Source organism: Paraburkholderia bryophila (assembly GCF_013409255.1).
Taxonomy (GTDB): domain Bacteria; phylum Pseudomonadota; class Gammaproteobacteria; order Burkholderiales; family Burkholderiaceae; genus Paraburkholderia.
On the sequence record NZ_JACCAS010000001.1, the window covers coordinates 2,599,015 to 2,611,363 of the forward strand.

The 12,349-nt window shown below is 56.7% G+C and carries 7 protein-coding genes; 2 read left to right on the top strand and 5 right to left on the bottom strand.

The annotated features are described in order from the left end of the window. Positions 1–376: 376 nt before the first annotated feature. Positions 377–1,735: a tyrosine-type recombinase/integrase gene (locus GGD40_RS11540; protein WP_179743779.1), complete on the top strand. Its 1,359-nt coding sequence runs from the start codon at positions 377–379 to the stop codon at positions 1,733–1,735. 291 nt (positions 1,736–2,026) lie between these two features. On the opposite strand, the gene GGD40_RS11545 is transcribed toward GGD40_RS11540, so the two are convergent. Genes GGD40_RS11545 through GGD40_RS11555 form a run of 3 tightly spaced genes read right to left on the bottom strand, consistent with a single transcriptional unit; the run spans position 2,027 to position 8,853 of the window. Beyond that, positions 2,027–5,350 carry a type I restriction endonuclease subunit R gene (locus tag GGD40_RS11545; protein ID WP_179743780.1) on the bottom strand — a complete coding sequence of 1,108 codons (3,324 nt, stop codon included), beginning with the start codon at positions 5,348–5,350 and terminating at the stop codon, positions 2,027–2,029. A 57-nt stretch (positions 5,351–5,407) separates the two neighbouring features. After that, positions 5,408–6,676, bottom strand: a complete 1,269-nt coding sequence (locus GGD40_RS11550; RefSeq protein ID WP_179743781.1) for a restriction endonuclease subunit S — start codon at positions 6,674–6,676, stop codon at positions 5,408–5,410. Beyond that, positions 6,673–8,853 carry a type I restriction-modification system subunit M gene (locus GGD40_RS11555; protein ID WP_179743782.1) on the bottom strand — a complete coding sequence of 727 codons (2,181 nt, stop codon included), beginning with the start codon at positions 8,851–8,853 and terminating at the stop codon, positions 6,673–6,675. The genes GGD40_RS11550 and GGD40_RS11555 overlap by 4 nt, the downstream gene beginning before the upstream one ends. Before the next feature lie 427 nt (positions 8,854–9,280). Between GGD40_RS11555 and GGD40_RS11560 the strand changes: the two genes are divergently transcribed. After that, positions 9,281–9,970 (top strand): Abi-alpha family protein, encoded by a 690-nt coding sequence (locus GGD40_RS11560; protein WP_179743783.1) that lies wholly within the window; start codon positions 9,281–9,283, stop codon positions 9,968–9,970. 255 nt (positions 9,971–10,225) lie between these two features. Here GGD40_RS11560 and GGD40_RS11565 read toward each other — a convergent pair whose 3' ends face one another. Next, positions 10,226–10,945, bottom strand: a complete 720-nt coding sequence (locus GGD40_RS11565) for a competence protein CoiA (RefSeq protein WP_179743784.1) — start codon at positions 10,943–10,945, stop codon at positions 10,226–10,228. 13 nt (positions 10,946–10,958) lie between these two features. Further along, positions 10,959–12,146: a restriction endonuclease gene (locus GGD40_RS11570; protein ID WP_179743785.1), complete on the bottom strand. Its 1,188-nt coding sequence runs from the start codon at positions 12,144–12,146 to the stop codon at positions 10,959–10,961. Positions 12,147–12,349 lie beyond the last annotated feature (203 nt).

Consider the following 12,349-nt stretch of genomic DNA (forward strand, 5'->3'; position numbering starts at 1 on the left):
CGACACGCCCTGTTTACAACCCATCTGCGCACCCAATAAAAATGCCGTTCAGTTGCTTAACTGAACGGCATTACGGCCGAGGCCGGCTTTGTCGGGACGCTTATCTCTCAGTGACTGCAAAGATGGGCTGTTTCAAACACTCGGATAAAGTTGGTGGGAGGAGGAGGATCGAACTCCCGACCTTCGCATTGCGAATACGAACAAGTCGATGTTCCTTGAGATAGATTTGTATTGATAAATCTCCATAAGTCATTGTATTTTAATATTTTATACGCAACCCAATTTCCATCGACGTTGATTTGCATACCTTTGTTGCCGCATAATCCGGTTACACGGCGGTTACATGGGATTGCCGGCTTTCGAACGAGGAGGTTAGGTGGCGAAGGTAAACTTCACTGCGGCTCGGGTAGAGGCGCATCGCTGCGAACAGGGTAAGTCGCAGTCGTTTCTTTGGGACAGCAAGACGCCTGGGCTCGGCCTGCGAGCCACGGCGGGCGAAGCCAAGGCCTACATTTTCCAAGGAAAGATCCATGGCTCGACCGTGCGGATTACGATCGGCAATCCGAGGAGCTGGACGATCGACCAGGCTCAGGAGCGAGCTCGTCGTCTCCAGACGCTTATTGACGGTGGTGTTGATCCACGCGAACAAGAGGCGGAGCAGAGGGCCGCGCACGTAGCCCGACAGGCAGCAAAGCGCCGCCAGGACGTAACGGTCGACGAAGCGTGGGGCCATTACTTGGAGCATCTGAGAACAAGGATCTCGCCCAAAACGAAAAAACCTCGTTCTGAGAGATACATCCTCGACCACGTCAACCTCTCGTCGCCAGGCGGAGGGATTGCAAAACGCGGGGGCAAAGAAAAAGTTCGTGGGCCATTGGCTCCGCTCATGCCGCTCAAATTGACCGAGATAACGGCAACATCTATGTCCCAGTGGCTCGAGGGAGAAATACCTCGTGGGTCAACAAATGCCGGGCATGCATTCGGTCTCTTCAAAGCGTTCATTCGGTGGTGCGACACTCACGAGACGTATGCAGGCATCATCCCGCACGATGCCTATGCTTCGCCAAAGGTCAAAGGCATTCTCCCTCGTAGTGCCGCGAAGGATGATTGCCTGCAACGCGAGCAGTTGTCGGTTTGGTTCGGTGCGGTACGCGGCATCGCGAATCCAGTTATTAGCGCGTACCTGCAAGGCCTTCTAATCACAGGGGCCCGTCGAGAGGAGCTGGCTGCACTCCGCTGGGAAGACTTGGACTTCAGGTGGCGTAGCCTAACGATGAACGACAAAGTGGAAGGCACCGGCGGTCGCACTATTCCGCTCACTCCATACTTGGCAAGCCTATTGTTGAACCTTCAACGACTAAACGAGATCCCTCCCAACAATCGCCAAATCGCGCGCCGGGCACAGAGGGGCGAGCAGTGGGAGCCGTCCAAGTGGGTGTTTGCCAGCAAGACCTCGTCGGACGGGAAAATTGCTGAACCACGTCATGCACATAATCGCGCGTTGGAGCCGACAGGTTTGCCGCACATTTCGCTGCATGGCCTGCGCCGATCATTCGGCACACTGTCGGAGTGGGTCGAGGTTCCCGTCGGCGTTGTCGCCCAAATCCAAGGGCATAAGCCGTCCGCAATTGCTGAGAAACACTACCGGCGTCGCCCTCTTGATCTGCTACGCATGTGGCATGACAAGATTGAAGTGTGGATGCTCGAGCAGGCGAAGATTAAGTTTGAACCCTGAAGCATGCACGGTTCCCCCTTCGGCTGCTGTTGCCGAGGAAAATGAAGGATCGAACTCCTGACCGAAAAATTGCTCACCGAACCCGGACGGTGGGGGCGGAGATGCCCCCAAAAGTGCCCCCAACTTTGATTCGCTGCGCCAACCTAACTATCGCGCCCAGGACATACACAACGATTCACACACTGTCTGCATCGTCGCTGGGCCTCCACAGCGAAATTTGTCCGGTTCTTAATAGTAAGTCGAGTGTTCGAGTCAAATCCTCACAACCTGAGGATGTCGGCATTCTCACAGTTAATGCAGCACCCTCGATCCATCTCCTGCCGTAGCGAACAGGTGCGAAAACACTGCCTGCGACTTGTTTACGATATCGGCCGCGGTATAGCCCAAGCCGGTCATCTCGCTGTCCCACAGGTGGTTTTCAATCTCCATTTTCAACTTGGCCTGCTTCGTCGCCAGATCGCGCAGGTGGTCCATCAATAGGTGGCCCTTCTCCAACTTAGCCAGCAGCTCGGTCGCCACTTTTTTGATGGCCTCGCGCTCCTTTGGAGTCAAAGTGTCCTTCTGCAACAGATCGAATACGGCCAACTGCTGCTCGTTGTCCAAGCCTTCGCGCTGGAACCGCACGGCTTCTTCATCGAGGTTATCGTACATGGCAAACAGGTCGTCCATCACCTTCTGAATTTCGGTGGCATCCTTGTCCTTGTTGTATCCGGCAATAATCTCCTGATAGCGCTCGTACAACTTGATCCGCGTCGGATTCTGCACGACCATATCCTTCAGCCGCGCCTCGATCTTCTCCATCAAGTTCATGGCGACGATATTCTTCTGCTTGATCTGCCGGAACTCGGCGCGCAGGCGATTGAAGTCAATCTTGGAAAGCTCGTACTCCTTCGTCGTCCTAGTCGGTGATGGCTCGGTCGTCACGGCCGTATCCACCACATCGTACAAATCCTGCAACAGCGCCGTCACGTCTGGCGCGGTACGTGCCGCTTGCAGCTTGTTGTATATGGCGTTGAGCGCAGCTTCCTGATCGTCGTAATAGTACAGGCCGGCACTCGGGAACAGGCTGCGATACTTGGCCTGAATATCCTGCACATGGACACCGAACGTCTTTCGGCGCTCGTCCGTCGATGCCAGTAAATCGACGGCCTCCAGGATCTTCGCGCCCTTATCCATGCCCTTGGCCTGAATCACCTCATCTAGGTCAAAGCCCAGATCGGCCAGGAACTCGGATACCTGACGCAAGCTCAATGCGTACTCGGCTAGGGCCTCGGCTTCATTCTGCAAATACGCCTGCTCACCTTCACTGCTGCCGCCCCCTTCTCCACGGTCACCTTGAGCAAACGTTGCCAGCGCCTTGCGCAGGCTTTTGATCATGCCGTTGTAGTCGATGATCAGTCCGTTGGCCTTCCCGCCGCCGACACGGTTCACACGGGCAATGGCCTGCATCAGCGTATGCCCCTGCATAGGTTTATCCAGATACAACGTGGCGAGGGATTTCACATCGAAGCCGGTCAGCCACATGGCGCAGACAATCGCCACGCGAAACGGGTTTTCAGCCTTCTTGAACTCACGCTCCAGATCGCGATTGACGATCTTGGCACGGTGCGGCGCAATATCCAGCGGCTCGCCACGATGGTTGCGCCACTTCCTGAACTCCTCAATCTCGCCTTGCTCCGACGACACCACCACGCAGAATTCGCACTCACGCATCCACGTCAGGCGCTCACGCTTTTGAACTAGCAGCGCTGGAAACGACTTACCTTTCTGGAAAAACAAGGTTTCGTCGGCCACGATGTCTACTTCCAGCTTGTCGGCCTTAGCACGCCACTTGTCCGCGATCAGGTCGTACATCTTCACGCAGGTGATCTTGTCGATGCAGACCAGCAATGCCTTACTGTTGCCGTCTTTCACAGCATTGCGGCGCTCGGAATAGTGCTCGACGAAGTCCTGCGCGACCTGATCCAGCCGGGTGGGCGCAGTGAAGATGACGTATTCACCCGCGAGCTTCTGATAGAGCTTGTCTTCCTTCTCATCAGTCCACGGGTCTTCCGCCGTGGCGTTCTGCCTAGCTTCGTCGATATAGTCGGCGATGCGCTCGCTCACCTTCGAGTCAACGATCCGCAGCTTCTCGCCCCGATTGATGTATTTCAGTGGCAAGGTCGCACCATCAGCCACGGCACGCTGAAAATCGTAGATCGAGACGTAGTCCCCGAATACTTCGCGAGTGAGCTGTTTTTCCGCTGCCGCGATCAACGGCGTGCCGGTGAAGCCAAGGAACTTGGCGCGTCGCAGACCCTTACGCATGTTCAGGGCCAACCGTCCGTACTGGGATCGGTGCGCCTCGTCGCTGATGACGATGATGTCATCGCGCTCCGAATAGGCCTCCTCCACCCGTTCATTGAACTTCTGGATCAGGCTGAACACATACCCGCGATTGCCGTCGCGCAGCATCGCGCGCAACGCGGCACTATTCTTCGCCTGATCGGTCTTGGCGTTCGCCCGTCCGCAGTTCGTATAGGTGCTGGAGATCTGTTCGTCCAGCTCGGCACGGTCGGTGACAATCACGAAGGTGTAGGCCGACGACAGCTTACGATGAATCTTCTCGGTCAGGAAAACCATCGAATATGACTTGCCTGACCCCTGCGTGTGCCAGAACACTCCGAGTTGCCCGGCGGCTAGTTCGGCCCGCACCCTTTCATCGTCGGCGTTCAGGCGGGCGATGACACGGTTCACGCCGAGGAATTGATGGTTGCGCGCGACGACCTTGCTGATCGCGCCCTCGCTGGCATCGAACAGGACAAAGTTTTCCACGAGGTCGAGCAACCGTTCCTTGTGCATCATGCCGTGCAGCAGGCGCGGCAACTGCATCTCGGTTTTCTTTAGTTCGGGATCGTCCTCGTCGAGACGCTTCCATTGGTAGAAGTGCTCGCTCGTGGACGTGATGCTTCCATATCTGGCTTCCTCGCCATTGGAAATCACCACAAGTTGATTCCAGTGAAACAAGCTCTCGATGGTGCCGTCCACGGCCGCTTTCTTGTCGGTGGCATCCCAGCCGCGATAGTCGCGGTAGTTTTTCTTGTAGGCATCGGTGGCGGCCACATCCAGTCGCTTCAGTTCCACGAACACCAGCGGCAGGCCGTTAACGTAGCCAATGACATCCGGGCGGCGGGTATAGATCGGACCGCGAATCCACAACTCGCGGATGACCTTGAAGTCGTTGTTGTCGGCGTGGGCTTCGGTAAAGTCAATCAGAGACAAACGGCTATGCACCATATGGCCGGCCTTGTCTCTGTAGTGGACCAAGACGCCGTCGCGCAATAGGTTATATTTCTCCTGATTGATGGCAACCAGCGTCTTGCTGTGATCGTGCGCCAGAACCTGTTCCAGCGCCTGCCTATAAGCGGCGTCTGGCAGGCCCGGATTAATACGCTTGAGCGCGGCCAAGACGTCACGGGTCAACACTACTTCGGAACGCAAGCTGCGCCCCAGAAATGCTGCATCGCTTTCGGCCTCGTCGTAGGCGTTGATCGAAGTCCACCCAAGCTCCTCGTTGAGGATACGAGCGGTGTCCTCCTGGATCATCTTGTCTTCGCTGTACTCGGACTTCCCCATATCAAAGCTTTCCCGTGTGAGGTTCCTCGCGGCTCTCCGCCGCTGGTGAATTGTCAATCAGGCTGCGTCCAGCTCCGCCAGCGCGATGCCGGATACGTCGAGTTGGCCGGACATCAGCTTTGGCAGCAGCACATCACGCGCTTTCGCCAGTACCTTGTTCTGTCGTTTCAGTGTTTCCATTTGTTCGAGCTGCGGCAGGACCACTTGACTGAACGCATCCAGTGTGTCGTCGTCAGGTACGAGCAATTCGGCATCCTCGAAGGTCTTGGCCGTGACGGCAGGATACGCAACGCCCGTTGCATTCGCTTCCAGGTATCCGACGAAGGTATCCGTCGTGGTCGCGAAATAAAGGTAGCTGAACGGAACAGCTTTTGCGGACAACACGGCAAACCCCGTCGAAGCCACCAGCTTTTCTGCCGGTTCCCAGACCAGCGCATACGAGCGCCGGTTCGGGCGAACGCACGACCAAATTACATCGCCATGCGCAACACGGCGGCGGGCGCGACCGGGCGCGTCTGCGAAGTCATAGCGAGTGACCTCCTGGATGACGCCGGGCGACACCGAGGAAATGTCGATGTAGAACAACTCGTCGGGGCTCTCCTTCGAGCCGATGCTGCGTTCGTTGACCTTCGCAACTGAAGAAAGCTGCTTCCTCTCCCACCCCTGCGGCACGCCATCCACCACGTGAACGACTTCATGGCCAGGAAAGCGTAGATGCACGAACCACTCGCGATACAAACGGCTGGAAGCTTCTTCCAATAAATTGATGCGTTGCTGGTTCGTAGCGATGAGGTCATCGTAGGATTTGAGCACGGATGCGATACGGCGCTGCAAGTCCAACTCGGGCATCAAAATCTGCAAGTCCCGCTGTGCCGTGATACCGATGTAAGGCCTAGTTCCTTCACGAGAAAGCGAAACCATCTGCCCTTGGAATTCGGGCGAGCGGAAGACATACCTCAGAAAGTGGCTATCAAGCCTACTTGGGTCCGGACGGTAGTATGTCACCTGAGGCGTCAGCATCAAAAACGGGGCCTCGATAGGGCCAACTACGTCAGTGAGCCCAAGCGATCCTTTGTGTGTCAGCAGCACGTCACCGGTCCTTGCAAAGCCCTTGCGCAGCCCCGATGCCGTTCCCTCCGTGATGAATTTGCATCTCTTCAGGTCAAGCTGGTTGTCGTTTAAGTCACTAGCCATAACGAACGGAATTCCAGAATCCACGTAATCTGCGACTGTGGGATGAATCTCGCCATGGTTCCCATCCTGAACAGCAAGAAGCACCTCGTCATCCAATAGCTTGCCAACTGCTACGCGTGGGAGTGCGCTCATGCCAGCAACTCCTCAAAATTGCCCGCAATCCGCTCTGCTAGCTCAACGGCCTTCTCGTTCAATTCCGTCAGATCATCGTGAATTTCGCGCAGACGCTCAACGAAATCCACCTCATCCTCCTCGTTCGCTGTAGCGAGGCCTACATACCGCCCCGGTGTGAGTGAATAATCGTTCGCGGCAATCTCTGCCCGCGTCACCGCTTTGCACAGCCCCGGTACGGCAGCGAACATGCCATCAGGAAACCGCGACAGCAGCCAATGGCCCTGAGAGATGAAATAGCCGGACTGCTTCACGGCTTCCAGCATGCGGTCACGAACGGTGGATTCCTCTTCCTTCTTAGCGTCAGCAGCGAGCAGTGCGCGCCGGGCTTCACGGATCGTCTTCGCATCAAACGCATCGCTCGATCGCGCGCGCAGACTTTTCTCTGCCGTTTCCAGCAACTTCAACCAGAGCTTATGACGCGCTTCTAGCTGCTTGCCCGTTGTCTTGATCTGCGGAGCCAGAGCTTCCAGCGTGGCCTGCACAGATTTCAGGCTGTCTAGCGTGGACGTGCTCGCGTCAGCAATGGCGTAACGCGCATCGCTGGCAAATTTCAGCAGTGCAGCGATAGCTTCAGCCGCAGAGCAATCGGCGCGCGCCGCCATGAGATCAGCCTTGTACGCTTTCAGCACGTCCCAGGTAAGTACTGCATCCTGGTCCACGCCATCGTTCAATTCATCAAGCGTCGCGCCACTCGCGAACGCGCCGAGCTTCTGCGCGAGTGTTTCGACTGCTGCGGTATCGGCTGCTACGCGTTTGGGCAACTCAGCCAGCCAGTCAGCCGCCTGTTGCTGGTACCGGGCGACCAGTGCGGTGAATTTCTCGCCCTGCCCACGGTACAACCAGACAATCGCATTGAGGTTGGCAAGCTGTTCCTCGGTAAAGACGTGCGAGCGCGCCGATACAACGTGGTACACGTTGCGTGCATCGAGCATCAGCACAGTGTCCTGCCGCGACTGTTGCTTGCCTTTGTCGAAGAACCAGAGCGTGCAAGGCAGGCTACGGGTGTAGAAAAACTTGTTGCCGATAGCCACCATCACATCGACGTGGCCGGTCTTGACCAGTTGCTCGCGGATGTCCCGATCCTTGTTGCCTGCGTCGCTGGCGCTGGATGCCATGACGAATCCGGCCCGGCCCGTAAGGTTCAGGTACGAATAGAAATACTGAATCCACAGGCTGTTCGCGTTGCTGATTGCGCCGGTCTTGGCGTTGAGGCCCGGCAGACCAAAGGGCAGGCGTCCGTTGGGTTCGGCCTGGCCCGCGACCTTCTTGGTTTCTACGCCATCCACATTGAACGGCGGATTGGCCATGACGTAATCGCACTTGCCCACCAGATATTCGATCTGGTCGTAGAAAGTATTGCCCTGCTGGATGTTGCTGGCGTCCAAGCCATGCACCGCGAGGTTCATGCGGGCCAGCTTGGTGTTGGTGTCGCTCTTTTCCTGACCGTGGAACACCACGCCGCTATCGAGCGGATTCTGATGGCGGGCGTCCTCGATGAAGTGGCCGGACTGGACGAACATGCCTGCCGACCCACATGCTGGATCGAGCACCAGACCGTGATCCGGCTCGATGATATTGACGATCATTCGCACCAGTGAGGGAGGTGTGAAGAATTCTCCGCCTTCCTGCGCGCCGGTCATCGCGAATTTGTTCAGGAAGTATTCGTAGATACGGCCGAAGACGTCGCCAGTTGCATTCCTGATAGTCTGGTCGTCAAAAATCTTGATCAGGTCGGCAAGCAGGTCAGGCTCGAATGCGGTATAGCCACGCGGCAGCGCACCGGCCAGCACGGCATGTTCAGCCTCGATCTTGTCCATTGCCGCATCAATGACTGCGCCTACGTTCGCAACTTTCGGCAGCGCGGCGATGTGCTCGAATCGCGATTCTTCCGGCAGATAGATGGCGGCCTTGCCTTGGAAGCCGAGCTTGATCAGTTCTTCACGACGGCTGGCCGGAACCCGCGGTGTGATACTGGCCGTGATCTCCGGCAGATAGGCCTCGAAACGGTTGCTGGCGTGGCGCAGGAAGATCAGGCCCAGCACCGGCATCGAGTATTCGCTAGCCGTAAGCTTGGAATTGGCGCGAAGCTGGTCTGCCGCTTCCCACAGTTTGTTTTCTAGTTGCTGGATATTCATTCGCTAAGTGTCTTGTTGTCAAACGTACCGCATGCACTGCGGCGACTAGCTAGACCGTGCAGCGAATAGCCACCTGTCACTGGCAATGAAGCTTTTCGTGTCGAACTCCTTCACGCAACCGGAAGCCACGTCCAGGAGACCCTGGTCAACCTCGGCATTGGATCCCGCCAACCCTGCGGCGCTTTCCCATGAATCGCATATACGCTTGCTTATCAATTTTAACCGAAGCCCGGCTGGCCGATCCCGTGACGAGACATCGACGCGGTGAACTACCCCAGCATCACCTGAATCGGGGAGAAAGCACCGAATGGCTGGGCTCCAGAAGACTTCACCCACATATCGCCTCAAATGAACAGCCATCGCGGAGCCGGGCTTTTCGCAATTCTCCATGCTAGGCTATCCACTTCGAATTTGATGGAGCTTCACGATGGGCCCCGTAGAAGTCACAACCGAGACGGCAAAGGCAGTTCAAGAGGTCGCAAAAACAGCCGGGAAAGGAATCGACGCGGCGACGGCAATGGGCGGCTTCATCGCGAACTACGTGCGCGGTCCCGTGGAACAAGGCCTTGGTATCTTTGAAGACAAGCTTAGATACGCGCGATGGGAACGCCAGCAACGGCTTATGCAACGAGCCGAAGCTTTTTTGGCCGAGCGCGGGTTGAAGGAGCCACCCAACGGCCTGCCATTAAAATTCGCCGTTCCGCTTCTTCAGGCCGCATCACTGGAGGACGATGACAATTTGCAAGATCTATGGGCTCATCTGTTGGTCAATGCGTCAGTAGAGCCGGAAATAGCCTCGCATCGAATGTTTGTCAACATGCTCGAGAACATGTCGAGTCTTGATGCTCGAGTACTCCTCGTTCTCAAACAGAGCAGTACTGCGCCGCACGATGCGATTATTACCGGAAATCTACCGGCATCCGCCCCGGTGTGGCGTCCGGAAATGCCACAATCGGATGCGCAACCGTCCGAAGAAGTCCTCCTGTCACTAGCCAATTTGGATCGACTTGGTGCCATTACTGGTCTCGGAACGGCCGGTGGCGGAACGTCGTGGGTTGCTGTCCACGTAACGATTCTAGGAAGAAAGTTAATCGACGCTTGCTCAGCGGCGGCGTAGCAGCCTAGATTTGCGAGTGAATATCCGCCACCTACCACAGAGCGTCCGTGAGCAAACGTTGCCGAACAGAGGAAGATGGAACTCGGACGTTCGTCGCCGACGATGATCGATCTTCCCGACTCGGGCATGATCGTCCGTAGGCGACCCTGTTGCAGACGGTTGTATTCGTCGTTCAGACGGCCGGTGACTGTAGAAAGGTGGCCGCTTGCGCTCTGGAAAGTAAAACCAAGAATCCTCGGCGGTGTGGAGTAATCCTTAGCTACCAGTGGCATTTGAGGCGGCGCCGTCTTCCCAGCGAACGGCCCGTAAGAAATCGTCGCGCCCCAGGGCGCAAAGAGCGAACTCACCACGCTGGAAAGGACCTCCCAGGCGAGCAGCTACGTTGGGGCTAGCAAGGTAGAAAATGTGAGCGCCCGCATGGAGGAAGACATGCGCGGTAGCGCGCTTCCATTTTTCGATGAATTGCTTATTCGGACCCATCCAACGCATGACAGCGAACTCCTTGCCGTCGAGGCTGATGACGCGGGAGCTGAAGTCGAGCGACATACCGAAATATGTCCCCAGAAATGAGCTTTCGCTGTGGATATGGACAAGCCAAAACATCCGGTGCTCGCGTCGATAAAAGGCCTCGCGCGCGCTTCGCTCATCCTCGCTGATCGATGAGTGCTGCAGTTCCAGAACGGTCGCCTGCGGGGTGCCGCTACCGACCAGGACGTCAGCGCGGTGCAGTTCTCCCGTCGCGCGGTCTCGGAGAGTGATCTCGCGACAAGACATGTCAAAGAGCTCTTTCCAGCCTAGGTGCCAAGGCCCCTCGGGCTCGCTCCAGGGATCGCAGTCGCCCGCCTTATGCCGCCAGTGCGGCGTGTTTTCGACAGGCATGACCGCAGTGAGCAGCCCCCCGCAGTCGCGGCAGGTCGTTCGTTCTCCCTTTGCGATAGGAGCGCGTTTCTGCTCACCAACCCACGCATAAAGCATGTCCACTGCTCCTTTATCGCAGGCCAAACTCTGCGATGAGAGAGGGTCTTGCTGCCAGCAGCAACTCCAGATGGCTTTCCGGCCACATCTCAATTCGCAATGCGCTATCTGAGTGGTTCTGTTTCTCCACAGCCAGGATTGCGTCGCTCGTGAAACGTCCCGATGTGGCGATGACGTGGATATCAACGCGTGGCGGCTCCCAAGTCTTCATCTGCTCGCGGAGCGTCGCGATTTCCGTGATCCCTACGCTCTTACTGAGCCAATGCTTACATTGAATGATGACCCGCTGCCTCATGGTTCCACCGAGCGTGTCAGTCTGTACTCGAAATACTGATACGTCACGTCCTCGGTCTGGTGCTTCCGTCTTAGTCAACCACGCCGCGTTTTCGTAGCCAGGCTCGGACGCGACAAGAGCGAAGATAAGTCGCTCGAACTGCTCCCCGCTCAGGCCGTCCCATTTAAGCCTGGTCGCTACAGCTCCCCTCGGTTTGGCACTGATCAAGGTCTCTAGATCTTCGATACCAACCGGCATAGGCTCGTTATCTCCGTACATAGACTTCTGAAGCCCGGCTCTTACAGCGGGCCAGTCATGCTGGATGATGTCTTGCAGATCCCCGTAGAGTCCGAAGTGAATATGACGGCCTAGGTCGTTCCATCGTGGGGGCTTGGACATGCTGCTGCCCATTAGCATGTTGATCTGCGCGATGTTCTGCTTCAGCACCTCGAATTTTTGATGCGAGACTTCGAGATGCCTTCCAGTTGGTTCGGGTAGCTGCGAGAGAACATGGATGCACTCGTCTACGCCTGAAATGAGTTCTTGCAATGCGTCACGCACAAGCTCGCGGCGCATCTGATCGAATTGCATGCGATATTGCCGCAGTGTCTTTGACGGTTCCTCGATCGAGCGCTCGACGGAGATCGCGCATTCGATTTCCCCCAATTCTTGGGCATCCAGGCGGTTTTGCGCGATCTCGTCCAACTCCGAGAGGTGAATGTCCGGCTTCCACCCTTTGATCTTTGGAAGGGCTGCATAGAGCGCGTCAAAATGGTAGCAGTTGCTTTCATAATCGGGGTTGCTGCCGAACACGATGCCTTTCGGAATTGCTTCGTCAATTGCGTCAAGCAGGCGTTCCGCTTTTACGAGATTCGCCTCAACCGTCTCGAATTGGCGCAACGCGGCGTTCATGGTGCTCTCGGTCATTTATTGTTCCTCGTACCTATCCTGCATGTAGCTCGCGTCGACCCGACCCTTTCGCGGCCGAAATCCGCTCGAATCATGTGCAAAGGCGAACATCGCAGTGTCCGTTCGCATCCGGCGATGCACACCTTGAATACGACCTCGGCCATCGGCCTCTCTTGGCCGACCGGTGGCCGCCGCGCTGCGTCTAACGACCGGGGGCGACG